The 23,762-nt window shown below is 53.5% G+C and carries 22 protein-coding genes and 1 pseudogene; 4 read left to right on the plus strand and 19 right to left on the minus strand.

All coding sequences use genetic code 11. The annotated features are described in order from the left end of the window. Position 1: 1 nt before the first annotated feature. From rpoS to cysD, 12 genes are all read right to left on the minus strand, one after another. Entirely contained in the window at positions 2–994 is a 993-nt protein-coding gene (rpoS, locus tag ACJ9N4_RS04765; RefSeq protein ID WP_013098493.1) for an RNA polymerase sigma factor RpoS, read from the minus strand. A 59-nt stretch (positions 995–1,053) separates the two neighbouring features. Beyond that, positions 1,054–2,175, minus strand: a complete 1,122-nt coding sequence (gene nlpD / locus ACJ9N4_RS04770; RefSeq protein ID WP_182918863.1) for a murein hydrolase activator NlpD — start codon at positions 2,173–2,175, stop codon at positions 1,054–1,056. 116 nt (positions 2,176–2,291) lie between these two features. After that, positions 2,292–2,918: a protein-L-isoaspartate(D-aspartate) O-methyltransferase gene (locus tag ACJ9N4_RS04775; protein WP_182272462.1), complete on the minus strand. Its 627-nt coding sequence runs from the start codon at positions 2,916–2,918 to the stop codon at positions 2,292–2,294. Beyond that, entirely contained in the window at positions 2,912–3,673 is a 762-nt protein-coding gene (gene surE / locus ACJ9N4_RS04780) for a 5'/3'-nucleotidase SurE (protein ID WP_182272463.1), read from the minus strand. Before surE ends, ACJ9N4_RS04775 begins: the two co-directional genes overlap by 7 nt. Beyond that, positions 3,654–4,703, minus strand: coding sequence for a tRNA pseudouridine(13) synthase TruD (truD, locus tag ACJ9N4_RS04785; protein ID WP_182918864.1), 1,050 nt, complete (start codon positions 4,701–4,703; stop codon positions 3,654–3,656). Before truD ends, surE begins: the two co-directional genes overlap by 20 nt. Then, positions 4,700–5,179, minus strand: a complete 480-nt coding sequence (gene ispF / locus ACJ9N4_RS04790) for a 2-C-methyl-D-erythritol 2,4-cyclodiphosphate synthase (RefSeq protein WP_182918865.1) — start codon at positions 5,177–5,179, stop codon at positions 4,700–4,702. The genes truD and ispF overlap by 4 nt, the downstream gene beginning before the upstream one ends. Next, positions 5,179–5,889: a 2-C-methyl-D-erythritol 4-phosphate cytidylyltransferase gene (gene ispD, locus ACJ9N4_RS04795; protein ID WP_182918866.1), complete on the minus strand. Its 711-nt coding sequence runs from the start codon at positions 5,887–5,889 to the stop codon at positions 5,179–5,181. Before ispD ends, ispF begins: the two co-directional genes overlap by 1 nt. A gap of 19 nt (positions 5,890–5,908) precedes the next feature. Then, entirely contained in the window at positions 5,909–6,220 is a 312-nt protein-coding gene (ftsB, locus tag ACJ9N4_RS04800) for a cell division protein FtsB (RefSeq protein ID WP_003862095.1), read from the minus strand. A gap of 166 nt (positions 6,221–6,386) precedes the next feature. Further along, complete coding sequence (locus ACJ9N4_RS04805) at positions 6,387–6,713, minus strand: DUF3561 family protein (protein WP_182272467.1); 327 nt, start codon at positions 6,711–6,713, stop codon at positions 6,387–6,389. A 58-nt stretch (positions 6,714–6,771) separates the two neighbouring features. After that, entirely contained in the window at positions 6,772–7,377 is a 606-nt protein-coding gene (cysC, locus tag ACJ9N4_RS04810; protein ID WP_182272468.1) for an adenylyl-sulfate kinase, read from the minus strand. After that, positions 7,377–8,801, minus strand: coding sequence for a sulfate adenylyltransferase subunit CysN (gene cysN / locus ACJ9N4_RS04815; RefSeq protein ID WP_182272469.1), 1,425 nt, complete (start codon positions 8,799–8,801; stop codon positions 7,377–7,379). The genes cysC and cysN overlap by 1 nt, the downstream gene beginning before the upstream one ends. Positions 8,802–8,810: 9 nt before the next feature. Next, positions 8,811–9,719: a sulfate adenylyltransferase subunit CysD gene (gene cysD, locus ACJ9N4_RS04820; protein WP_040074253.1), complete on the minus strand. Its 909-nt coding sequence runs from the start codon at positions 9,717–9,719 to the stop codon at positions 8,811–8,813. Between the two features lie 301 nt (positions 9,720–10,020). On the opposite strand from cysD, the gene ACJ9N4_RS04825 reads away from it, so the two are divergent. Beyond that, the gene (locus tag ACJ9N4_RS04825; RefSeq protein WP_182918867.1) at positions 10,021–11,064 is read left to right on the plus strand and encodes an aminopeptidase; all 1,044 of its coding nucleotides are present in this window, start codon (positions 10,021–10,023) and stop codon (positions 11,062–11,064) included. Positions 11,065–11,161: 97 nt separating this feature from the next. Here the strand turns inward: ACJ9N4_RS04825 and cysH are convergent, their stop codons facing one another. Genes cysH through cysJ form a run of 3 tightly spaced genes read right to left on the minus strand, consistent with a single transcriptional unit; the run spans position 11,162 to position 15,429 of the window. Next, on the minus strand, positions 11,162–11,896 hold the full coding sequence (cysH, locus tag ACJ9N4_RS04830) for a phosphoadenosine phosphosulfate reductase (RefSeq protein WP_182918868.1): 735 nt from the start codon (positions 11,894–11,896) through the stop codon (positions 11,162–11,164). Positions 11,897–11,911: 15 nt separating this feature from the next. Then, positions 11,912–13,624 carry an assimilatory sulfite reductase (NADPH) hemoprotein subunit gene (gene cysI / locus ACJ9N4_RS04835; protein WP_182272473.1) on the minus strand — a complete coding sequence of 571 codons (1,713 nt, stop codon included), beginning with the start codon at positions 13,622–13,624 and terminating at the stop codon, positions 11,912–11,914. Continuing rightward, a complete protein-coding gene (cysJ, locus tag ACJ9N4_RS04840; RefSeq protein WP_182918870.1) occupies positions 13,624–15,429 on the minus strand; it encodes an NADPH-dependent assimilatory sulfite reductase flavoprotein subunit in 1,806 nt (601 codons plus the stop codon). Before cysJ ends, cysI begins: the two co-directional genes overlap by 1 nt. 302 nt (positions 15,430–15,731) lie before the next feature. On the opposite strand from cysJ, the gene queD reads away from it, so the two are divergent. Both queD and ACJ9N4_RS04850 read left to right on the plus strand, forming a co-directional pair. After that, complete coding sequence (queD, locus tag ACJ9N4_RS04845; protein ID WP_182272475.1) at positions 15,732–16,097, plus strand: 6-carboxytetrahydropterin synthase QueD; 366 nt, start codon at positions 15,732–15,734, stop codon at positions 16,095–16,097. A gap of 77 nt (positions 16,098–16,174) precedes the next feature. Further along, positions 16,175–17,373 (plus strand): annotated as a pseudogene (locus tag ACJ9N4_RS04850) (IS4 family transposase). A gap of 27 nt (positions 17,374–17,400) precedes the next feature. On the opposite strand, the gene queE reads toward ACJ9N4_RS04850, so the two are convergent. Then, on the minus strand, positions 17,401–18,072 hold the full coding sequence (gene queE / locus ACJ9N4_RS04855) for a 7-carboxy-7-deazaguanine synthase QueE (RefSeq protein WP_182918871.1): 672 nt from the start codon (positions 18,070–18,072) through the stop codon (positions 17,401–17,403). Between the two features lie 451 nt (positions 18,073–18,523). On the opposite strand from queE, the gene ACJ9N4_RS04860 reads away from it, so the two are divergent. Next, entirely contained in the window at positions 18,524–19,633 is a 1,110-nt protein-coding gene (locus ACJ9N4_RS04860; protein ID WP_182272477.1) for an SDR family oxidoreductase, read from the plus strand. 56 nt (positions 19,634–19,689) lie between these two features. Here the strand turns inward: ACJ9N4_RS04860 and eno are convergent, their stop codons facing one another. From eno to mazG, 3 genes are all read right to left on the minus strand, one after another. After that, on the minus strand, positions 19,690–20,985 hold the full coding sequence (gene eno, locus ACJ9N4_RS04865) for a phosphopyruvate hydratase (protein ID WP_182272478.1): 1,296 nt from the start codon (positions 20,983–20,985) through the stop codon (positions 19,690–19,692). Between the two features lie 82 nt (positions 20,986–21,067). After that, positions 21,068–22,705 carry a glutamine hydrolyzing CTP synthase gene (gene pyrG, locus ACJ9N4_RS04870; RefSeq protein ID WP_182272479.1) on the minus strand — a complete coding sequence of 546 codons (1,638 nt, stop codon included), beginning with the start codon at positions 22,703–22,705 and terminating at the stop codon, positions 21,068–21,070. A 223-nt stretch (positions 22,706–22,928) separates the two neighbouring features. Then, on the minus strand, positions 22,929–23,720 hold the full coding sequence (gene mazG, locus ACJ9N4_RS04875) for a nucleoside triphosphate pyrophosphohydrolase (RefSeq protein WP_182272480.1): 792 nt from the start codon (positions 23,718–23,720) through the stop codon (positions 22,929–22,931). Between the last annotated feature and the right edge of the window lie 42 nt (positions 23,721–23,762).

Consider the following 23,762-nt stretch of genomic DNA (forward strand, 5'->3'; position numbering starts at 1 on the left):
CTTACTCGCGGAACAGCGCTTCGATATTCAGCCCTTGCCCCTGCAGGATTTCACGCAGGCGACGCAGACCTTCAACCTGAATCTGGCGGACACGTTCACGGGTCAGGCCAATCTCACGGCCGACGTCTTCCAGTGTCGCAGCTTCATACCCCAGTAAACCGAAACGACGTGCCAGCACTTCACGCTGTTTGGCGTTCAGTTCGAACAGCCATTTGACGATGCTCTGTTTCATGTCATCGTCCTGCGTGGTGTCTTCCGGGCCGTTGTCTTTTTCATCGGCCAGGATGTCCAGCAGCGCTTTTTCGGAGTCGCCACCCAACGGGGTGTCAACTGAGGTAATGCGCTCGTTGAGACGCAGCATACGGCTTACGTCATCAACCGGTTTATCGAGTTGTTCGGCAATCTCTTCCGCACTTGGCTCGTGGTCCAGCTTATGGGACAACTCGCGCGCGGTACGCAGATAGACATTCAACTCTTTGACGATGTGGATTGGCAGGCGGATCGTACGGGTCTGGTTCATAATTGCCCGTTCGATAGTCTGACGAATCCACCAGGTAGCGTAAGTGGAGAAGCGGAACCCACGTTCCGGGTCAAACTTCTCTACTGCGCGGATGAGACCTAAGTTGCCCTCTTCAATCAGATCCAGCAGAGCCAGACCACGATTACCGTAACGACGGGCAATTTTCACGACCAGACGCAAGTTACTTTCAATCATGCGACGGCGCGAGGCAACATCACCACGCAAAGCACGACGTGCGAAATAGACTTCTTCTTCGGCCGTTAACAGTGGGGAGTAACCAATCTCCCCAAGGTAAAGCTGAGTCGCGTCCAGTACACGCTGTGTGGCTCCCTGCGATAACAGCTCTTCTTCAGCCAAATCGTTATCACTGGGTTCCTCTTCTACTAAGGCTTTTTCGTCAAAAGCCTCTGCTCCGTTCTCATCAAATTCCGCATCTTCATTTAAATCATGAACTTTCAGCGTATTCTGACTCATAAGGTGGCTCCTACCCGTGATCCCTGAACAAGACACCCAGGTTGGCATGCCCCGTCAAATTATCGCTGCGGTAGATACTGCAGCGGGTTTACGGATTTCCCCTTGTAACGAATTTCAAAATGCAAGCGTGTAGAACTGGTACCGGTGCTACCCATAGTAGCGATTTTTTGCCCCGCCTTAACTTCTTGTTGTTCCCGGACCAGCATTGTGTCGTTATGGGCGTAGGCACTCAGGTAATCATCGTTATGTTTGATGATAATAAGATTACCGTAACCGCGCAGCGCGTTACCGGCATACACAACGCGCCCATCTGCGGTCGCGATGATAGCCTGTCCCTTACTTCCTGCGATATCGATCCCTTTGTTCCCACCTTCGGTAGAAGAGAAGTTCTCGATAACCTTGCCGTCAGTTGGCCAGCGCCATGCAGAGATAGGCGAACTGGTAGATGAACTGCTGGCAGTCGGTTCGATAGAGCTAACCACAGGTGCCGTAGTCGGTGCTGTGACAGCAGTCGCAGTCCCTTTATTATTCGGCAACATTTTGTTAGCACTCTGATCACCTGAATCTTCAGAATACGTAATTACAGGTTGCGAAGCAACCACCGTGGTGGTTTTTTGTGCAGGTTTAACGCTGTTATTTTGCGCCGTGACATCTGCCGCTGAAACGGTATTGCCCGGCGTGAGTGGTGTGCCCGTGGCGTTGCCGACCTGGAGCGTCTGACCGACTTCCAGTCCATACGGAGCCTGGACATTATTACGCTGAGCCAGGTCGCGGAAATCGTTCCCGGTGATCCACGCAATGTAGAACAGCGTGTCACCACGCTTCACGGTGTACGTACTGCCGCCGGTATAGCTCCCTTTTGGAATGTTCCCATACTGACGGTTATAAACTATGCGCCCATTTTGGGTCTGCACAGGCTGTTGCACTGGCTGAATCTGTGTTGGCTGCGATACCGGTTGCTTAACCGGTTGAATCTGCTGCGTCTGCTGTGTCGTGGAACCCATTTTTGGCGGAGGGGTGATCAACATTCCGCTGGACGTGTTACCCGATCCGCTGTTTCCGCCTACGGAACTCACAGACGCAGGTGCGTTACCAGAATTTGAACAACCTGCCAGCCATAGCGAAACCAGTGATAATGCCGCAACACGGCTGATGGTGAATTTAGGGCTTCCCGCGCTCATTTATCCCCCAGGAATGTGTTAACTACCAGTGACTTAAAAATAACCGTGATGGCTCGAACCTTTCGCGCCACACCATACGCTGAATTTGCCTTAATAACCCTGGATAATTCCGAGTCTCAGGCCAGCTCACCCTTAACGAGTGGGACGAAGCGCACGGCTTCCACGGTATCGATAATAAATTCGCCGCCGCGTCGACGAACGCGCTTCAAAAGCTGCTGCTCGTCCCCCACGGGCAGAACCAGAATGCCCCCTTCATCAAGCTGGGACAACAGTGCCGCAGGGATCTCAGGCGGAGCGGCCGTCACGATGATGGCATCGAATGGGGCTCGTGCCTGCCAACCCTGCCATCCATCACCGTGCCGTGTCGAAACATTATGTAAATCCAGTTGTTTCAGGCGACGACGCGCCTGCCACTGTAAACCTTTAATTCGCTCGACCGAGCAAACATGGTGAACCAGATGCGCCAGGATCGCCGTTTGATACCCCGACCCGGTGCCAATCTCCAGCACGCGGGACTCCGGCGTTAATTCCAGAAGTTCCGTCATGCGTGCCACCATGTAGGGCTGTGAAATCGTCTGGCCCTGCCCGATAGGCAACGCCACGTTTTCCCATGCTTTGTGTTCAAACGCCTCGTCAACAAACTTCTCGCGGGGAACCTGGGCAAGCGCATCCAGCACATGCTCGTCAGTGATCCCCTGAGCGCGTAATTGTTCCAGAAGAGTTTGTACACGTTTGCTTACCATTGCGTGTTCACTCCAACGCGATCCAGCCAACCCGACACGACATCATGCGCGCTATAGGCGGTTAAATCTACGTGCAACGGCGTAACGGAAACGTATCCTTCATCTACGGCGGCAAAATCCGTATCCGGCCCGGCATCGCATTTTTCACCCGGTGGGCCAATCCAGTAGAGCGTATTGCCACGCGGATCCTGCTGCGGGATCACCTGGTCAGCCGGATGACGACTGCCACAGCGCGTCACACGAATGCCTTTGATTTCATTCAGCGGTAGATCGGGAACATTGATGTTAAGAATGCGGCCGGTACGCAGCGGTTCACGGCTCAGCGCCCGAAGAATCGAACAGGTGACTGCCGCCGCTGTGTCGTAATGCTTATGACCGTTAAGCGATACCGCCAGCGCCGGGAACCCCAGATGACGCCCTTCCATCGCGGCCGCCACGGTACCCGAGTAGATAACGTCATCGCCGAGATTTGGCCCGGCATTGATACCGGACACAACAATATCCGGACGCGGGCGCATCAGCGTATTCACGCCCAGGAACACACAGTCGGTCGGTGTGCCCATCTGCACGGAAATATCACCATTATCAAAGGTAAAGGTGCGAAGCGACGACTCCAGCGTCAATGAGTTAGACGCCCCACTGCGGTTACGATCGGGAGCCACTACCTGCACTTCTGCAAATTCGCGAAGATGTTTCGCCAGCGTCTGAATACCTGGCGCATGGATCCCGTCATCGTTACTCAGCAATATTCGCATAATCACCCGACGTGTTGATAAGTTCCCTGACAACACTGGTGGCAAAGCTACCTGCCGGCAGCCAGAAGCGTAACTCAACGGTCACGTCATCCCACCAGTTCCAACTCAACTGTTGCGGGTAGAGCAGCATCGCACGGCGTGCCGCTTCGACTTTTTCCCGCACCAGCAATGATTGTAATTCTTGTGCATCTGCCACGGCTGACTGCTCAGCGGCCAGCGCAGCGCCCTGAGGGCCCCACTCGCCCGTACCGGGCAGCGCTGCGGTAATCATCAGCGCTTTGGCGTCCACGCGAGCCTGTACGTCAGCCATCTCTTCAGCCGTCGCCACAAACCAGCTTCCGCGTCCCGCTAATTGTAGCGCATCGCCGACAACAACTTGATTCGCGTCTGGTTTTTTCAGTCGTTCGCTCACAATCTGATTAAACAACGCACTGCGGGCCGCCGACAACCAAAAACTGCGTTTATTCCTGTCACGAACCGGTGCATCGCTTTGCGCCCAGCGCAGTGCGCCCTGCAGGTTACTGCCGCCGATCCCAAAGCGCTGTGCGCCAAAGTAGTTCGGCACGCCCTGCTCGCTGATGGCGTTCAGGCGTTTTTCGACGTCATCACGATTAGTGACTTCGCGCAGCACCAGTGTAAAGTCGTTACCTTTCAACGCCCCCAGACGCAGTTTGCGCTTATGGCGGGCATACTCCAGCACCTTACAGCCTTCGAGCTCAAATTGGCTTAAATCAGGCATCGCATTGCCCGGCACACGCGCGCAAAGCCACTGTTCAGTGACCGCGTGTTTGTCTTTCTGCCCGGCGAAACTCACTTCGCGGGCGTGAATTTTCAGGAATTTCGCCAGCGCGTCGGCTACAAACCGGGTGTTGCAGCCGTTTTTCAGAATGCGTACCAGAATGTGCTCGCCTTCGCCGTCCGGCTCAAAACCTAAATCTTCCACTACGACGAAATCTTCAGGACTGGCTTTCAGCAGGCCGTTCCCCTGCGGTTTACCATGCAGGTACGTCAGGTCATCGAAATCGGTCATTTGGCCGCCTTCAGCAGCAGCGCCACGGCTTCACAGGCAATGCCTTCGCCACGGCCAGTAAACCCAAGTTTCTCAGTGGTGGTCGCTTTGACGTTGACGTCATCCATGTGGCAACCCAGATCTTCGGCAATAAACACGCGCATCTGTGGAATATGGGGCAGCATTTTGGGAGCCTGGGCGATGATCGTCACGTCAACGTTGCCCAGGGTGTAACCTTTAGCCTGAATACGATGCCAGGCTTCGCGCAGCAGCGCACGGCTGTCAGCCCCTTTAAACGCCGGGTCGGTGTCCGGGAACAGCTTGCCGATATCACCCAGCGCGGCAGCTCCGAGCAGCGCGTCGGTTAAGGCATGCAGCGCCACGTCGCCATCAGAATGCGCCAGCAGACCTTTTTCATAAGGAATGCGTACGCCGCCAATGATAATTGGGCCTTCTCCGCCAAAGGCGTGTACATCAAAACCGTGTCCAATTCGCATTATGCCTTCTCCTGATGGGTCGAACGGGTAAGATAGAATTCCGCAAGCTGTAAATCTTCCGGGCGCGTCACTTTTATATTATCAGCGCGCCCTTCAACAAGCTCAGGATGAAAACCGCAATACTCCAGCGCCGAGGCTTCGTCCGTAATGGTCGCACCTTCTTTAAGCGCACGCGTTAAGCAGTTGTGGAGTAACTCGCGGGGGAAAAATTGTGGCGTCAGCGCGTGCCATAAATCGACGCGCTCAACGGTATGAGCAATGGCCAGTTTGCCCGGTTCGGCACGCTTCATGGTGTCGCGCACGGGTGCAGCCAGAATGCCGCCCACCTTGCTGGTTTCGCTAATTGCCAACAGGCGCGCCAGGTCATCCTGGTGCAGGCACGGACGTGCGGCATCGTGCACCAGAACCCACTGCGCATCTTTGGCAGCCTGAGTGCCCGCCAGCACGGAGTCGGCGCGCTCGGCACCACCATCAACAACCGTTATCTGAGGATGATTTGCCAGCGGCAGTTGCGCGAAACGGGCATCACCCGGGCTGATGGCGATGACCACGCGCGTCACCCGTGGATGCGCCAGCAGCGCCGCCACGGAGTGCTCAAGGATCGTTTTATCACCAATAGAAAGGTATTGCTTGGGACATTCTGTCTGCATGCGCCGGCCAAAACCCGCAGCCGGCACCACGGCGCATACGTCCGAAAAAGTTACTGCCATGTCGTAATCCTGGGCCTGATTATCGATTATTCTGTGCTGAGCCCTGATTGCGTTTAGACGCATCCGGAACCAGACGATAAAAGGTTTCGCCCGGCTTAGTCATACTGAGTTCATTACGTGCGCGTTCCTCAATCGCCTCTTGCCCGCCATTGAGGTCATCAATTTCAGCAAAGAGTTGATCGTTTCGCGCCTTAAGTTTGGCGTTTGTTGCCTGCTGAGCCGCGACGTCATCGCTCACCCGGCTATAGTCGTGCAGCCCGTTCTTACCGAACCACAGCGAATATTGCAGCCAGACCAGCAAAGCCAGCAACAGCAGCGTTAGTTTACCCATCCTGCCCCCTGAAAAACGGCATCATCATCCCAAAACGCCCCCAGGACTCTACGCCGGGGTAACAGAGATGCCGCAACATCGCGGGCAAATGTACCACATTTTTTCCGCAGAATCGCCCTGCACAATATTGTCACACAGTTGGTTACGGTTTGAATTATGGCTGAACTTAGCCCATGAGCCACAAAAATAACAGCCCAAACATCAGAACCACCGTCACAATCGTGACCACGGTACTGTACAGGAGTTTGCCATTGAGTAGCGAATGCAGCGCAATGCCAACGACAACCGCCACGGGCATCAGCGCCAGGAAAAAAGGCCAGGTGTAGAGGAAGAAAAACAGCGTGTTACCGCCGTAGATCAGAAAAGGGATACCCAGCGCCAGTAACCACGAGGCGAAGCCGACGATGGCCCCAGGAAATGACCAGGTCGTCTCGTCGTCGGTCGATAACGGCTCCGACCCGGTGGTGATAATGTAGTTTTCGCTGTTGCGCATAGCTAATCCTGTGACCATGACTCACCGCTCGGGAAAACTGCCCCCGAACGATACCGCCTCAGGATCTGATAATATCGTCCCGTTTGAGCAGATCTAATAATTGGCTTACTAAATTTGTTACCAATTGTTGACCTTCCAGGTGAATTTCAGGCGATTCAGGCGCTTCATATACCGCATCAATACCGGTGAAGTTCCGCAGCTCGCCCGCGCGGGCTTTCTTATAAAGCCCTTTGGGATCGCGCGCTTCGCAAACCGCCAGCGGGGTATCAACAAACACCTCGATAAAGCGATCCTGACCTACGCGCTCGCGCACCATCTGGCGCTCGGCGCGATGAGGTGAGATAAACGCGGTCAGCACTACCAGCCCGGCATCCGCCATCAGGCTGGCAACCTCCCCCACCCGACGGATATTTTCTTTGCGGTCTTCGTCGCTAAACCCTAAATCACTGCACAGGCCGTGGCGCACGTTGTCACCATCCAGCAGGTAAGTACTCACCCCTTGCTGGTGTAACGCCTCTTCCAGCGCGCCCGCTACCGTGGATTTACCGGAACCAGACAGCCCGGTAAACCACAGCACAACCCCACGGTGACCGTGGAGTTGCTCGCGCGCTGCGACGGTAACCGGATGAGGATGCCAGACGACGTTCTCATCATGATCGGCCATTATTTGCCTCCCAGCAGATCGCGTGCGCCCCAGTGCGGGAAGTGCTTACGCACCAGCGCGTTCAGCTCCAGCTCAAAGGCGCTGAATTCGGATGGCACGGCGGCCTGGCCGTTGGGCTCGCGCACCATACCGGCCCCGACGGTGACGTTAGAAATCCTGTCGATAAAGATCAGCCCACCGGTGACCGGGTTATGCTGGTATTTATCCAGCACCAGCGGTTCATCAAAGGTCAGATCCACCAGCCCAATCCCGTTCAGCGGCAGTCCGGTGACTTCGCGCTGGGTCAGATTGTTGATGTCCACCTGGAACTGAATGCCGTCCACGCGGGCACGGGTTTTCTTACCCGCAATTTTAATGTCGTAGCTTTGGCCAGCGGCCAGCGGCTGTTCAGCCATCCACACCACATCAACGGCAGCGCCCTGCACCGCCGCCAGCGTTTCGTGAGCATCTACCAGCAGGTCACCCCGGCTGATATCAATCTCATCTTTCAGCACCAGCGTCACCGCTTCACCTGCACCGGCTTCCGACAGATCGCCATCAAAGGTCACGATGCGGGCAATGGCCGATTCCACACCCGATGGCAGCACTTTCACACGCTGGCCAACCTTCACGCTACCGGAAGCAAGCGTGCCGGAGAAGCCGCGGAAATCAAGGTTCGGACGGTTAACATACTGCACCGGGAAGCGCATCGGCTGAGTGTCAACCACGCGCTGAATCTCTACGGTTTCCAGCACTTCCAGCAGCGTCGGGCCACTGTACCACGGCATGTTTTCGCTCTGGGACGCGACATTATCGCCTTCCAGTGCAGAGAGCGGCACAAAGCGAATATCCAGATTACCCGGCAGTTGTTCGGCAAAGGTCAGGTAGCTCTGACGGATCTCCCCGAACTTCTCTTCGCTGAAGTTCACCAGATCCATTTTGTTCACCGCCACCACCAGGTGTTTGATCCCCAACAGCGTGGAGATAAAGCTATGGCGGCGGGTTTGATCCAGCACGCCTTTACGGGCGTCGATCAGCAGGATCGCCAGCTCACAGGTGGACGCACCGGTCGCCATGTTACGGGTGTACTGCTCATGCCCCGGGGTGTCGGCAATAATAAATTTGCGCTTCTCTGTGGAGAAATAGCGGTAGGCCACATCAATGGTGATGCCCTGCTCGCGTTCCGCCTGCAGACCATCAACCAGCAGCGCCAGGTCGAGTTTTTCACCCTGGGTGCCGTGACGCTTGCTGTCATTGTGCAGGGACGAGAGCTGATCTTCATAAATCTGGCGCGTGTCGTGCAGCAGACGGCCAATCAGGGTACTTTTCCCGTCATCGACGCTGCCACAGGTCAGAAAACGCAGCAGGCTTTTGTGCTGCTGTGCGTGCAGGTAAGCTTCTACGCCGCCTTCATCAGCAATTTGTTGGGCAATTGTGGTGTTCATGGCGGCTCCTTAGAAATAACCCTGACGTTTCTTCAGCTCCATCGAGCCAGCCTGGTCGCGGTCAATCACGCGGCCCTGTCGCTCACTGGTGGTCGACACCAGCATCTCCTCGATGATCTCCGGCAGCGTCTGCGCGTGAGATTCCACCGCGCCGGTCAGCGGCCAGCAGCCGAGAGTACGGAAACGCACCATCTGTTTTTTGATCACTTCACCCGGCTGCAGGTCAATGCGATCGTCGTCGATCATCATCAGCATGCCATCGCGTTCCAGAACCGGACGTTCTGCCGCCAGATACAGTGGAACGATTTCAATATTTTCCAGATAGATATACTGCCAGATATCCAGCTCGGTCCAGTTAGAAAGCGGGAAGACGCGAATGCTTTCGCCTTTGTTAATCTGGCCGTTGTAGTTGTGCCACAGCTCCGGACGCTGATTTTTCGGGTCCCAGCGGTGGAAACGGTCGCGGAAGGAGTAAATACGCTCTTTGGCACGGGATTTCTCTTCATCACGGCGTGCACCGCCAAAGGCGGCATCAAAACCGTATTTATTCAGCGCCTGCTTCAAGCCTTCGGTTTTCATGATATCGGTATGTTTGGCGCTGCCGTGTACAAACGGGTTAATGCCCATCGCCACCCCTTCCGGGTTTTTATGCACCAGCAGCTCACAGCCGTAGGCTTTCGCAGTACGGTCGCGGAATTCATACATCTCGCGGAATTTCCAGCCGGTATCAACGTGCAGCAGCGGGAACGGCAGCGTGCCCGGATAAAACGCTTTACGCGCCAGGTGCAGCATCACGCTGGAATCTTTGCCGATGGAGTACATCATCACCGGGTTAGAGAACTCAGCTGCCACTTCGCGGATAATATGGATACTTTCCGCTTCGAGTTGCCGCAGGTGAGTAAGTCGTTTTTGGTCCATAACCGTTCCTTAAGCCAGAATCACCGCAGAAGAACGGAAGTTCTCTGCGTCTGTTGTATGTTGAACGTGCTGTGCAACTAACAACCGGGAATAGTGGGACTATAGGGGGCGGCTTAGATCGAATGAAATTACGAATTGGAATGAGTAGTTACTCAATGGAATAACGACACAGAAATAAAAATATCAAAAAGTGCTTAACATGCGAAATATCGGGCATTTAAGAGCATTTCAAATTGTGCATACGGGATCACAGTTTCATACTAAGCAGGTTAAAAATTTGCTCTGTTTTTAAGGACTCACTATGTTATCCGCAACGCGCCACCGTATGGCTGCCCTGGCGCTCGGCGTTTGCTTTATCCTTCCGGCTCAGGCAAAAAATCAACCGTATGGTGAAATCGCCAATATGCAGGCGCGGCACATTGCAACGGTCTTTCCTGGTCGCATGACCGGCACGCCAGCAGAGATGCTCTCTGCAGACTATATTCGCCAGCAGTTTGCGGATATGGGTTACCAAAGTGATATCCGGTCGTTCCACAGCCGCTACATCTATACCTCACGCAACAAAACGAAAAACTGGCATAACGTGACCGGCAGCACCGTCATTGCTGCACACGAGGGCCACGCCGCCCAGCAGATTATTATTATTGCGCATCTCGATACCTACGCGCCGATGAGCGATGCCGATATCGATAATAACCTCGGCGGGCTGACGCTGCAGGGAATGGATGATAACGCGGCCGGTCTGGGCGTCATGCTCGAACTGGCCGAGCGCATGAAGAATGTCCCGACAAAATACGGAATTCGCTTTGTCGCGACCAGCGGTGAAGAAGAAGGAAAACTCGGCGCTGAGAATATCCTTAAGCGCATGAGTGCAGAAGAGAAGAAAAATACGCTGCTGGTGATTAACCTCGATAACCTGATCGTGGGCGATAAACTCTATTTCAACAGCGGACAAAGTACCCCTGGCACCGTGCGTAAACTCACGCGAGACCGGGCGCTGGCCATTGCCCGTAATCAGGGTGTGTATGCTACCAGCAATCCTGGCGGCAACCCGGCGCATCCAAAAGGAACCGCCTGTTGTTCCGACGGTGAAGTATTCGACAAAGCGGGTATTCCGGTACTGTACGTTGAGGCCACTAACTGGACGCTGGGCAAGAAAGATGGCTATCAACAGCGTGCCAAATCGAAAGCCTTCCCGGACGGGACAAGCTGGCATGACATCAGACTGGATAATCAGCAGCACATTGATAGCGCGCTACCGCAAAGAATTGAACACCGCAGTCGCGATGTGGTGAAAGTGATGTTGCCGCTGGTGAAAGAACTGGCGAAAGCAAATAAGGCTTAGTGCTGCCTGATGCCCTCACCCCGACCCTCTCCCACAGGGAGAGGGAGGATATGGGATCACCCCGCCCCTCTCCCATGTACGGTCCGGGGACATGGGATCACCCTTCGTGCAACCCGCACTCGCGCTTCAGCCCAAAGAATCGCGTCTCTTCTTCCGCCATTCCCGGCTCCCATTTACGCGTGGTGTGGGTATCGCCGACTGACAGATAGCCCTGATCCCACAGCGGATGGTACTTCAGCCCGTGTTTTTGCAGGTACTGGTAAACCGTACGGTTATCCCAGTCAATAATCGGCAGCACTTTGAACACACCGCGCTGAACAGCCAGCACCGGCAATGTCGCCCGGCTACCGGACTGCTCGCGGCGCAGGCCCGCAAACCAGGTCTGCGCGTTGAGCTCTTTCAGCGCACGGTTCATCGGCTCGACTTTGTTGATCTCATTGTATTTCTCAATGCCCTCAACACCCTGCTCCCACAGCTTGCCGTAACGCGCCTCCTGCCAGGCCGCGCTCTGCTCTCCACGGTAGACTTTCAGGTTCAGTTTGAGCGTGTCCGTCAGCTCATCAATAAACTGGTAGGTTTCCGGGAACAGGTAGCCGGTATCGGTGAGGATCACCGGAATGTCCGGTCGAATTTGATTCACCAGATGCAGGCTGACCGCCGCCTGGATACCAAAACTCGACGAGAGAACATAGTCACCCGGCAGGTTTTCCAGCGCCCACGCCACTCGCCCTTCGGCGTCCAGTTTTTCCAGCTCTGCGTTGGTTTCCGCCAGTGCCAGAATACGTTCAACTTTTGGCAGTTCGTTAAGGGCGTTTAGATCGAGTACGGACATAATTACCTCTCGTGGTTACTCCCAGAAATCCCGTGCGGGATCGAGCACCGGGCGAATGATGCCCGCACGCACCGTAAAGTCACCGAAGCCTTCACCCGCTTCGCGCTCTTTCGCCCAGCGCCCGACAAGCTCGTCAATGGAATCGAGAATTTCCGGTTCCGTAATATTTTCGCGATACATACGCGGAATGCGTGTACCCATCCGGTTGCCGCCGAGATGCACGTTGTAGCGGCCCGGCGCTTTACCGACCAGCCCCAGTTCGGCCAGCATCGCGCGGCCACAGCCGTTCGGACAACCGGTCACACGCATCACAATGTGCTCTTCAGGAATACCGTGCTTTTCCAGAATCGCTTCCACTTTATCGGTGAACGACGGCAGGAAGCGTTCGGCTTCCGCCATCGCCAGCGGACAGGTCGGGAATGACACGCAGGCCATCGAGTTTTCACGCTGCGGTTTGACCGCATTCATCAACCCGTGATCGCGTGCCAGCTTCTCGATCTTCGCCTTTTGGCTATCCGGCACACCGGCAATGATCAGGTTCTGGTTGGCGGTAATGCGGAACTCACCTTTGTGGATCTTAGCAATTTCCAGCAGACCGGTTTTCAGCGGACGACCTGGATAATCCAGAATACGACCGTTTTCGATAAACAGCGTCAGGTGCCATTTATTGTCGATACCTTTTACCCAGCCGATGCGATCGCCACGACCGGTGAATTCGTACGGACGGATCGGCTCAAACTTAATACCCGCGCGACGCTCTACTTCCTCTTTGAACGTCTCGACGCCTACGCGCTCCAGGGTGTATTTGGTTTTCGCGTTTTTACGATCGGTACGGTTACCCCAGTCACGCTGAGTGGTGACTACCGCTTCCGCCACGGCCAGAGTGTGCTCCAGCGGCAGGAAGCCGAACTCGCTCGCGGTGCGGGCATAGGTCTTCTTGTTACCGTGTTCAATGGACAAACCGCCGCCCACCAGCAGATTAAAGCCCACCAGCTTGCCGTTTTCGGCAATCGCCACAAAGTTCATGTCGTTGGCGTGCAGATCGATATCGTTCTGCGGCGGGATCACCACCGTGGTTTTGAACTTACGCGGCAGATAGGTCTGGCCGAGGATCGGTTCTTCGTCGGTGGTGGCAACTTTTTCCTGATCGAGCCAGATCTCCGCATAAGCGCGGGTACGTGGCAACAGATGCTCAGAAATTTTCTTCGCCCACTCATACGCTTCTGCATGCAGTTCGGACTCAAACGGGTTCGAGGTGCACAGCACGTTACGGTTCATATCGTTGGCGGTCGCCAGCGCGTCCAGGCCAACAGAGTGCAGCATCTGGTGTACCGGCTTCACGTTCTTCTTCAGAATACCGTGGAACTGGAAGGTCTGACGGTTGGTCAGACGAATGCTGCCGTAAATAGTATTGTCATGGGCAAACTTGTCGATCGCCTGCCACTGTTTGGTGGTGATAACCCCACCCGGCAGACGACAGCGCAGCAGCATTGCATGACGCGGCTCCAGCTTTTGTTCAGCACGCTCGGCGCGGATGTCACGGTCGTCCTGCTGGTACATACCGTGGAAACGGATCAACAGGAAGTTATCGCCTTTGAAACCGCCGGTCAGACCGTCATTTAAATCTTCGGCAATGGTGCCGCGCAGGTAGTTACTCTCAACCTTCATGCGCTCGGCATCAGACAGTTTGCCTTCGACCACCAGTGGGCCAGGATGTTTTTCACTCATTAGTAGACATCTCGCTGATAACGGCGCTCAACGCGCAGCTCACTTAAAAATTCATCCGCCGTTTCGGCATCCATACCGCCGAATTCGGCAATCACGTCCAGTAACGTCTGCTCAACGTCTTTCGCCATGCGATTGGCGTCGCCGCAGACATAAATATGGGCACCGTCATTGATCCAGCGCCACAGCTCTGCACCCTGTTCGCGCAGTTTGTCTTGTACGTAGACTTTTTCTTTTTGGTCGCGAGACCAGGCCAGATCGATGCGCGAAAGTACGCCTTCTTTGACGTAGCGCTGCCATTCAACCTGGTAGAGGAAATCGTCGGTAAAGTGCGGGTTGCCGAAGAACAGCCAGTTTTTGCCCGGCGCTTCATTTGCTGCGCGCTGCTGCATAAATGAACGGAACGGTGCAATACCGGTGCCCGGGCCAATCATAATGACCGGCGTCTCCGGGTTTGCTGGCAGACGGAAGTTATCGTTGTGCTCGATAAAGATCCGGACTTCGCCCTCTTCTTCTACACGGTCAGCCAGGAAGCCTGATGCTCCCCCCGTACGCGCACGGCCTTCGATGTCATAACGCACCACGCCCACGGTGACATGCACTTCGCTCTCCACTTCTGCCTGCGAAGAGGCGATGGAGTACAGGCGCGGCGTCAGTGGACGCAGCAGGCTAATCAGCGCATCGGCATCCAGTTGAGCAGGAGAGAAACGCACCATATCGACAATCGGGGTAGTTGCCGCGTAATGCTGCAATTTCGCCTTGTCGCCAACCAGCGGCAGCAGTGATTCGCTGCGCGTTAAGGTGGCATAGTTCTCAACGATATTGATGGTGTTTACCGTCAGCTCGAAATGCCACTGCAGCGCTTCGCTGAGCGGCAGTGTTTTACCTTCCACGGTGACAGGTTCGTTACCTTTCAACCACAGCAATTCAACCAGCTCTTTCACCAGCGCAGGATCGTTCTGATACCAGACCCCCAGCGCATCACCGGGTTGATAACGCAGACCCGAGTCACCAAGATCGATTTCGATATGACGCACATCTTTTTCAGAGTCACGGCCAGTAATTTTCTGGTTAACGGAAAGCGTCGCCGTCAGCGGAGTCTCTTTGGTGTATGGCGTGGAGTGAATATCATTGACGGCCCCCGTCGCCGTGAGTGTTGCCTGCGCCGATGTCTCTTTCGGAACACGGGCTTTCAGCACCTCAACAATACGCGAGCGCCATTCAGCTGCCGCGGTCTGGTATTCCACATCGGCGTCGACTCTGTCCAGCAGGCGCTCTGCGCCCAGCTCCGCCAGTTTGCTGTCAAAATCTTTACCTGACTGGCAGAAGAATTCATAGGAGGTATCGCCCAGGCCGAACACGGCAAAGGCAGTGCTCGCCAGTTTTGGCGCTTTTTTCGAGAACAGGAACTTATGCAATGCCACCGCTTCTTCAGCAGGCTCACCCTCACCCTGCGTTGAAGCCACAACCACCAGCAGTTTTTCTGACGCGATTTGTTTGAATTTATAATCCCCGGCGTTCACCAGATTCACGTGCAGTTTGGCCGCGAGCAGATCATCACGTAGCGCTTCGGCAACACGGCGGGCATTGCCCGTCTGCGAGGCGGAGATAAGCGTAATGGCCGGGGTCTCAACGGCAGTCGCAGGAGCAGCAACAACGGCTCCTGCCTGTTGGTTAAGTATTCCCCAGAAATAGCCGGACACCCAGGCAAGCTGAGTGGGTGAAAAATCAGTGGTGGCAGCCTGAAGGCGCGCCAGTTGCTCCGGGTTCAGGGGAAGCAAGTTTGAAGGTGGGGCCTGTGTTGTCATGCGTCGTTATGTTCCAGTAGCAAAGCGGAATTTATGCAAAAAGACCAAACTAGGGATAAGGTTAACGGCGGGGATAATAACAATTAAAGAAGGGATGGAAATAATAAATAACCAAATGGACTAACCTGTTTTAGTTATCGTTCTTAACGATAAAACCGATTATTTAACAGATTGAAATTAAACGATAAAAAACAGGAAAAGTGTCTGACAGGCAGGGTTCACACCTTAAAGCCGTTTTAGTTAATGATAAAAATTGTGCTTTCCGGTACTATGCGGCGGTTTTTTCCGCATTACTGAGAGCGATGATGTCCACCACACTGTTTAAAGATTTCACCTTCGAAGCCGCCCACCGCCTTCCGCATGTCCCTGAAGGGCATAAATGTGGCCGCCTGCACGGGCACTCGTTTATGGTGCGTCTTGAGATCACCGGTGAAGTCGATCCGCATACGGGTTGGATCATGGACTTTGCCGAACTGAAGGCCGCCTTCAAACCAACCTATGATCGTCTGGATCACTACTATCTGAATGACATCCCGGGCCTTGAAAACCCGACCAGCGAAGTGCTGGCAAAATGGGTCTGGGATCAGATGAAACCGCTGGTACCACTGCTGAGCGCGGTGATGATCAAAGAAACCTGTACGGCAGGCTGCGTATATCGCGGAGAGTAAAAAAAGCCCGGTCAGACCTAATGCCGATCCGGTGGGCGGTGTAAAAAGGGTTCATGTTCATCATGGACCCTTTTTAAATGGAACTTTCACAAGCTCCCGGCATTATCAATGTCACCTCCCCTGAGCACGCCCGTAGCCTTTCTGACCTCATTCCCCCTGAATTCATTCAGAAGGCGCTAACGCTGACGGATACTGTCACGCTTCGCAAACGCAAACTTCCTCTTGAATCCATGATCTGGCTTGTCGTTGGCATGTCCATTTTCTGCAATCGCCCCATGACTGAGATTGTGAATCTGATGGATATCACTGACAGGACCGGTGAGCCTTTTACCGCCCGCAGCTCAGTCATTCAGCGCCGGAAAACAGCGAAGCCTTCAGCAGACCTGCCGGACGGAATGGTATCGGTGGCTATCCGCAGGTCCGGATGATCTGCCTGATGGACCTGAGCAGCCATCTGATTAATGCCAGCGTCTTTGACAGCGAGAACGTCAGCGAAATGCGACTGGCAGCGCAGCTGGCAGAGAGAACACCGGATGAGAGTATCACTTTGTTCGATAAAGGATTTTACTCACCGGGACTGCTTCATCACTGGCAAACGTGCGGAGAAAAACGGCACTGGCTGCTACCGCTGAAAAAACACACCCAATATGAAGTCGTGCATAAACTGGAGCGCGGCGATGAGTTTGTTGAACTGACAACCAGCCCACAGGCCCGAAAACAGTGGCCTGCACTCCCCGAGCGGTTCACAGCCAGACTGCTGACCCGAACGATTAATGGTAAAGAAAGGCGGGTCCTGACATCCCTGACATCTCTGACATCCCTGACAGACCAGAATCGTTATCCTGGCAATGATATCAGCGTGTTATATCGTCACAGATGGGAAATTGAACTGGGTTATCGGGAAGCAAAGCAAGGGATGCTGGACAATCGCAGGACGTTACGCAGCAAACTGCCAGAACGGGTGCGACAGGAGTTATGGGGTGTGCTGCTGACTTACAACCTGGTGAGATACCAGATGGTAAGGATGGCGTTCGAACTGAAAGGAGATTATCTGCCTTATCAACTGAGCTTTAGCGGCTCAATAAGTGAAATCACCCGGCTGCTGATAACGTTGCCATGGGCTTCACCGGGTAAGATGCCGGGCGAGTTAAGAACGTTGTATGAGAAAGCAAAATGGCTGGTATTACCCGGAAGAAGAGAGCGAAGTTACCCTCGGGAGTTAAGAGAAAAATCCCAGAAATACCCGACGAGAAAAACTGCTGGTCATCTTAAGTGACCAGCATTACGGTCAGACCGGGCTTTTTTATGCAATGTTCAAATACTTGTGCGTCTGCATCGACAACCGCCAGTTGCGGGCGATACATGTTTCAATGCACAGACGCGTGGCATCGTCTTTCTGACTGATCGGCTGCAGGGCAATGACCCGCTGCTTTTCATCGGTGAGCGTTGCCAGCAGTTCATCCAGCGCTTCAATATCACGCACGCGACCAACCGGATGTTTGATCTCATCGGCACGTTCCAGCGCCTGAGACAGCACCTCATATCCACCGCGCATACTTACTTTTGGCGATACCGTCACCCAGGTGGCATGTGAGCAGCGCACTTCATGGGTACCGCTGGTTTCAATCTGGCAGCTATAGCCGTTCTTTTCGAGCAACTCAGTCAGCGGCGTCAGGTCGTGGATGCAGGGTTCACCGCCGGTGATCACCACATGGCGGGCCGTCCAGCCCTGGCGACCAATGATAGCCAGCAGATCTTCCGAACTTCCCGCGCCCCACTTATCGCTCTCTTTGGTTTTGGCCAGAATGCTAAACAGCGACACTTCCCGATCTGCGAGTTTATCCCACGTATGTTTGGTATCACACCAGGCACAGCCAACCGGGCATCCCTGCAAGCGGATAAAGATAGCGGGAACGCCGGTAAAGTAACCCTCGCCTTGCAGGGTCTGGAACATCTCGTTAATCGGGTACTGCATAGTCATCTCAGTTAAGGGGATAAACGATAAGTATCGCAGATCCCCGCCTGAGGATCATGCTCCATCGGTGCTTTGAGGAAAAATTGATGTGAAAAAGCGGTAAACCGATTATTTCATTTTTGTCTGCTATTTTTATTTTCCGGTTTAACTGTGCCGCCTGAGGCTCTTTTATTTATTCATCACATGAATTCATAATGTAACAAATTATTTTAGTTTTTACAGTTAGACGTAACTAACTCCATAAGATAAAAATCTTTTAAAACAGTTAATTAGTTATTTTAAGTTTAAATAATGAATTTTTCACCCCCTGTTGTTGTCAAAAAAACTACGGCCAATTTCATTACCTTAAAATAAGCTTAAGATGTCACTCGACAGGGCTTTTTTTTATTTAAATGCCGTTTACTTTTACCCGCCTACAATCCGCCTCATCTATCATAATGAGACGGTATCCATGAAGACGTTATTGATTACAGGCGTGACCGGATTTCTGGGCGGTGCAGCACTTGAAAAAATCCTTAATAGCAACGAACCCGTAAGGTTACTCCTGCTCGCGCGTGCCAGCGACCAACAAAAAGGGCTGGAGCGCGTGAAAGAGAACATGCGTAAATTCAACGTCCATGAGGATAAACTGGCCTCGCTGAAAGCGGAGGATATCCTCATCGGCGATCTCAGCCAGCCTGAGAGTTTCCTGGACGATCCTCGTCTGGAACAGGTGACGCATGTTCTTAACTGCGCAGCCGTTGCGTCATTTGGTAATAACCCGCTGATCTGGAAAGTTAACGTTGAGGGCACGCTGGCGTTGGCTCGCCGCATGGAGCAAGTGGCCACATTAGAGCGTTTCCTGCACGTGGGTACCGCCATGTCCTGTACGCCGGAGCAGGATTCACTGGTAGCCGAAAGCGCGGAATTCAGAGAAAGCGCCGAGCACCTGGTGGAATATACGTACTCGAAATCCACTATTGAGCAGATGATGCGTCAGCATTGCCCAAATCTGCCACTGCTTATTGCCCGTCCATCCATCGTCGTCGGCCATACCCGTCACGGCTGTGCGCCTTCAAGCAGCATTTTCTGGGTCTTCAGCATGGGACTGATGCTGCAAAAATTTATGTGTTCGATGGAAGACAAGATCGATGTTGTGCCGGTGGACTACTGCGCCGATGCACTGTTAATGCTCCTCTACAGCAATGCTCGTCCAGGGGAAGTTGTGCATATTTCTGCCGGGGAAGAGAACAGCGTTCGTTTTGCGGATATTGATAACGCAATGGCGCTGGCACTGGAGAAAGCGCCTGTCGGTGATAAGTACGCTCAGGTGAGCTACGAAACGCTGGTCAGAATGCGTCGCGAGCTGAAGGATATTTTTGGCCCGTGCAATGAGCGTCTGATGTTGAAAGCGATGCGTTTATACGGTGCCTTTGCCACGCTGAACGTGCGCTTCAGCAATGATAAGCTGCTGAGCATGGGGATGCCAAAACCCCCTCGCTTTACGGACTACATTGCCCGCTGCGTTCAGACCACCCGGGGGCTGACTATTCCGGAGCAAATGGAAGTCGATTTTAAATAGCCAAAAAAAATGCCAGTCATTCGACTGGCATTTTCATTTCAAGGGATTAAAGGCTATTACTGGCCTTTGATCTCTTTACGACCATTGTATGGTGCTTTTTCGCCCAGAGCTTCTTCGATACGAATCAGCTGGTTGTATTTAGCAACACGGTCAGAACGGCTCATAGAACCTGTTTTGATCTGGCCTGCAGCGGTACCAACAGCCAGGTCAGCGATGGTAGCATCTTCAGTTTCGCCAGAACGGTGAGAGATAACTGCAGTGTAGCCAGCGTCTTTCGCCATTTTGATCGCAGCCAGAGTTTCGGTCAGAGAACCGATCTGGTTGAATTTGATCAGGATGGAGTTAACGATGCCTTTATCGATACCTTCTTTCAGGATCTTGGTGTTGGTTACGAACAGATCGTCACCAACCAGCTGGATTTTGTCGCCCAGTACTTTAGTCTGGTATGCGAAACCAGCCCAGTCAGACTCGTCCAGACCGTCTTCGATAGAAACGATTGGGTACTGTTTGGTCAGGTCTTCCAGGAAGTGAGTGAACTCTTCAGAGGTGAACGCTTTGTTGCCTTCGCCAGCCAGAACGTATTTACCGTCTTTGTAGAATTCAGATGCTGCACAGTCCATTGCCAGGGTGATGTCTTTGCCCAGCTCATAGCCAGCTGCTTTAACCGCTTCAGCGATTACAGCCAGTGCTTCGGCGTTAGAACCCAGGTTTGGCGCATAGCCACCTTCGTCACCAACAGCAGTGTTCATACCTTTAGCTTTCAGAACTTTAGCCAGGTTGTGGAACACTTCAGAACCCATACGTACCGCTTCTTTCAGGGATTTCGCGCCAACTGGCTGAATCATGAATTCCTGAATATCAACGTTGTTATCTGCGTGCTCACCACCGTTGATGATGTTCATCATTGGTACTGGCATGGAGTATTTGCCTGGGGTGCCGTTCAGTTCAGCGATGTGCTCGAACAGAGGCATACCTTTCGCAGCAGCTGCCGCTTTGGCGTTCGCCAGAGAAACGGCCAGGATGGCGTTCGCACCGAAGTTAGATTTGTTTTCAGTACCGTCCAGATCGATCATGATCTTGTCGATGCCAGCCTGGTCTTTGGCGTCTTTGCCAAGGATTGCCTGAGCAATAGGACCGTTTACAGCGCCAACAGCTTTCAGTACGCCTTTGCCCATGAAACGGGATTTGTCGCCATCGCGCAGTTCCAGCGCTTCGCGGGAACCAGTAGAAGCACCTGATGGAGCAGCTGCCATACCGACGAAACCACCTTCCAGGTGAACTTCAGCTTCAACGGTCGGGTTACCACGGGAGTCGATGATTTCACGACCGATGACTTTAACGATTTTGGACATTAGATTTTCCTCAGTACAAGTTAAACTAAAACTCCAGACAAACAACGCGTACCAAAGGTACGCGTTGCCGTTCTAACTTTTTTTACTTCGCCTGACGCTTCTGGTAATCGCTGGCGGCCTTCACAAAGCCTGCAAACAGCGGATGTCCATCACGCGGCGTAGAAGTAAATTCCGGGTGGAATTGGCAGGCAACGAACCACGGATGGTTAGGCACCTCAATGATCTCGACTAACTGATCATCCCCGGAACGGCCCGCAACACGCAGACCCGCAGCTTCAATTTGTTTCAACAACATGTTGTTGACTTCGTAGCGGTGACGATGGCGCTCAGTAATGGTTGGCTCGCCATACAGCTTGCGAACCACGCTATCGTCGGACAACTGGCAGGCCTGTGCGCCAAGACGCATTGTGCCACCCAGATCGCTCTTCTCTGTACGGACTTCAACGTTACCGTCTTCGTCACGCCATTCAGTGATAAGCGCCACGACAGGGTACTTACAGTCTGGCACAAATTCCGTAGAGTTCGCGTTTTCCATTCCTGCTACGTTGCGCGCAAATTCGATCAGCGCAACCTGCATACCCAGGCAGATGCCGAGGTATGGAATATTGTTTTCACGCGCATAGCGTGCAGTGGCGATCTTGCCTTCCACACCACGGTAGCCAAAGCCACCAGGGATCAGAATCGCATCCAGACCTTTCAGAATTTCTACGCCACGCGTTTCAACATCCTGCGAATCAATCAGCTTGATGTTAACGGAGACGCGGTTCTTCAGACCGCCGTGTTTCAGCGCTTCGATAACGGACTTATAGGCATCCGGCAGCTCAATGTACTTGCCGACCATACCGATAGTCACTTCACCTGCCGGATTAGCTTCTTCGTAAATAACCTGTTCCCATTCAGACAGGTTAGCTTCCGGACAGTTCAGGCTGAATCGTTTACAAATATAATCGTCCAGACCCTGTGATTTCAACAGGCCCGGGATTTTATAAATGGAATCGACATCTTTCATTGAAATAACGGCTTTTTCAGGCACGTTACAGAACAATGCAATTTTCGCACGTTCGTTCGCCGGAACAGCGCGATCGGAACGGCAAACCAGGATGTCAGGCTGAATACCGATGGAGAGCAGTTCTTTCACAGAGTGCTGAGTCGGCTTGGTTTTCACTTCACCAGCCGCCGCCAGGTAAGGCACCAGCGTCAGGTGCATGAACAGCGCATGTTCACGACCAATATCGACCGCCAGCTGGCGAATCGCTTCCAGGAACGGCAGGGATTCGATATCACCTACAGTACCGCCGATTTCAACCAGCACAACGTCATGGCCTTCGCCACCCGCAATAATGCGTTCTTTGATTGCGTTAGTGATGTGCGGGATAACCTGAACGGTAGCACCCAGATAGTCACCACGGCGCTCTTTACGCAGAACGTCGGAGTAGATACGGCCAGTCGTGAAGTTATTACGACGGGTCATTTTGGTACGGATGAAACGCTCGTAGTGGCCAAGATCCAGATCGGTTTCAGCGCCGTCTTCAGTAACGAACACTTCCCCGTGTTGGATTGGGCTCATGGTGCCAGGATCGACGTTGATGTACGGATCCAGTTTCATCATGGTCACATTGAGGCCACGGGCTTCAAGAATGGCTGCGAGGGAGGCTGCGGCAATGCCTTTACCCAGAGAGGATACGACCCCGCCGGTCACAAAAATATAGTTCGTTGTCATGCTGAACCTGAGAAGTTAGGGTGAAACGATGGAATAACCAGGACGGGAAAGTAGTATACCCGAACACGGCGAGCGCCACAAACTTTCATTCTCCGTCTCCTTTCCAGGCGATGACAAACATAAGGAGTGAGAAAATAGCCCGTTTTGGGTAAATGTTTTTGACGCAAATCAAGCGCTTGTCATTTAAAAAATCACACAAATTGCGCTTGATCGCAAAATTCCGTTAGAGATCAGATTCCTGGCGTTTTACTTCCTGCCAGACTTCTTCCATCTCTTCGAGGTCAATTCCGGTCATTTCCAGGCCGCGCGAAGCCACAATTCGCTCAACTTCGCGAAAACGACGTTCAAACTTAATGCTGGCTTTTTGCAGCGCGGTTTCCGCTTTTACTCCCAGATGGCGGGAAAGATTGACCGTGGCAAACAGCAGGTCACCCATCTCCTCTTCCAGCTTTGCTTCATCCACGACGGCCTGCTGCGCTTCGTGCATCACTTCGTCTATCTCTTCATGCACTTTTTCCAGCACCGGGCCAAGAGATGTCCAGTCAAACCCCACGGTGGAGCAGCGTTTCTGCATTTTTTGCGCACGCATCAGTGCAGGCAGGCTCAGCGGGATGTCGTCCAGCGCAGAGTGCTGGGATTTTTCAGCACGCTCGGCGCTTTTAATCTGCTCCCAGCGGGCCAGCACTTCGGCGCTGTTGTCTGCAGTAGCATCACCAAAGATATGCGGATGGCGGCGTTCCAGTTTGGAACTGATGGCCGCGCAGATGTCGTCAAAATCAAAACGTCCCTCTTCCTGTGCCATCTGCGCATAGAATACGACCTGGAAAAGCAGGTCACCCAGCTCGCCGCGCAGGTCGTCAAAATCCTCGCGTGAAATGGCGTCCAGCACTTCATAGGTCTCTTCGAGGGTGTATGGGGCGATGGTGGCAAAAGTCTGCTCTTTGTCCCACGGACAGCCGTTTTCCGGGTCGCGCAGGCGTTGCATGATGCCGAGCAGGCGGTCGATTTGAGTCATAATTCTGTCCTGATGAAAAAAAGAAATGCCGGGTGGCGGCTG

Source organism: Enterobacter sp. LM3 (assembly GCF_046622475.1).
Lineage (GTDB): Bacteria > Pseudomonadota > Gammaproteobacteria > Enterobacterales > Enterobacteriaceae > Enterobacter > Enterobacter cloacae_P.

Excerpts from the sequence above, each read along its gene's own strand:
- queD (WP_182272475.1), top strand. The coding sequence starts at position 15,732 with ATGATGTCCACCACACTGTTTAAAGATTTCACCTTCGAAGCCGCCCAC.
- ACJ9N4_RS04825 (WP_182918867.1), top strand. The coding sequence starts at position 10,021 with ATGTTATCCGCAACGCGCCACCGTATGGCTGCCCTGGCGCTCGGCGTT.
- cysH (WP_182918868.1), bottom strand. The coding sequence starts at position 11,896 with ATGTCCGTACTCGATCTAAACGCCCTTAACGAACTGCCAAAAGTTGAA.
- truD (WP_182918864.1), bottom strand. The coding sequence starts at position 4,703 with ATGACCGATTTCGATGACCTGACGTACCTGCATGGTAAACCGCAGGGG.
- ispD (WP_182918866.1), bottom strand. The coding sequence starts at position 5,889 with ATGGCAGTAACTTTTTCGGACGTATGCGCCGTGGTGCCGGCTGCGGGT.
- queE (WP_182918871.1), bottom strand. The coding sequence starts at position 18,072 with ATGCAGTACCCGATTAACGAGATGTTCCAGACCCTGCAAGGCGAGGGT.
- cysN (WP_182272469.1), bottom strand. The coding sequence starts at position 8,801 with ATGAACACCACAATTGCCCAACAAATTGCTGATGAAGGCGGCGTAGAA.
- ftsB (WP_003862095.1), bottom strand. The coding sequence starts at position 6,220 with ATGGGTAAACTAACGCTGCTGTTGCTGGCTTTGCTGGTCTGGCTGCAA.
- ACJ9N4_RS04860 (WP_182272477.1), top strand. The coding sequence starts at position 18,524 with ATGAAGACGTTATTGATTACAGGCGTGACCGGATTTCTGGGCGGTGCA.
- cysC (WP_182272468.1), bottom strand. The coding sequence starts at position 7,377 with ATGGCCGATCATGATGAGAACGTCGTCTGGCATCCTCATCCGGTTACC.
- rpoS (WP_013098493.1), bottom strand. The coding sequence starts at position 994 with ATGAGTCAGAATACGCTGAAAGTTCATGATTTAAATGAAGATGCGGAA.
- cysI (WP_182272473.1), bottom strand. The coding sequence starts at position 13,624 with ATGAGTGAAAAACATCCTGGCCCACTGGTGGTCGAAGGCAAACTGTCT.
- ACJ9N4_RS04775 (WP_182272462.1), bottom strand. The coding sequence starts at position 2,918 with ATGGTAAGCAAACGTGTACAAACTCTTCTGGAACAATTACGCGCTCAG.
- ACJ9N4_RS04805 (WP_182272467.1), bottom strand. The coding sequence starts at position 6,713 with ATGCGCAACAGCGAAAACTACATTATCACCACCGGGTCGGAGCCGTTA.
- surE (WP_182272463.1), bottom strand. The coding sequence starts at position 3,673 with ATGCGAATATTGCTGAGTAACGATGACGGGATCCATGCGCCAGGTATT.
- eno (WP_182272478.1), bottom strand. The coding sequence starts at position 20,985 with ATGTCCAAAATCGTTAAAGTCATCGGTCGTGAAATCATCGACTCCCGT.
- mazG (WP_182272480.1), bottom strand. The coding sequence starts at position 23,720 with ATGACTCAAATCGACCGCCTGCTCGGCATCATGCAACGCCTGCGCGAC.
- cysJ (WP_182918870.1), bottom strand. The coding sequence starts at position 15,429 with ATGACAACACAGGCCCCACCTTCAAACTTGCTTCCCCTGAACCCGGAG.
- ispF (WP_182918865.1), bottom strand. The coding sequence starts at position 5,179 with ATGCGAATTGGACACGGTTTTGATGTACACGCCTTTGGCGGAGAAGGC.
- pyrG (WP_182272479.1), bottom strand. The coding sequence starts at position 22,705 with ATGACAACGAACTATATTTTTGTGACCGGCGGGGTCGTATCCTCTCTG.
- cysD (WP_040074253.1), bottom strand. The coding sequence starts at position 9,719 with ATGGACCAAAAACGACTTACTCACCTGCGGCAACTCGAAGCGGAAAGT.
- nlpD (WP_182918863.1), bottom strand. The coding sequence starts at position 2,175 with ATGAGCGCGGGAAGCCCTAAATTCACCATCAGCCGTGTTGCGGCATTA.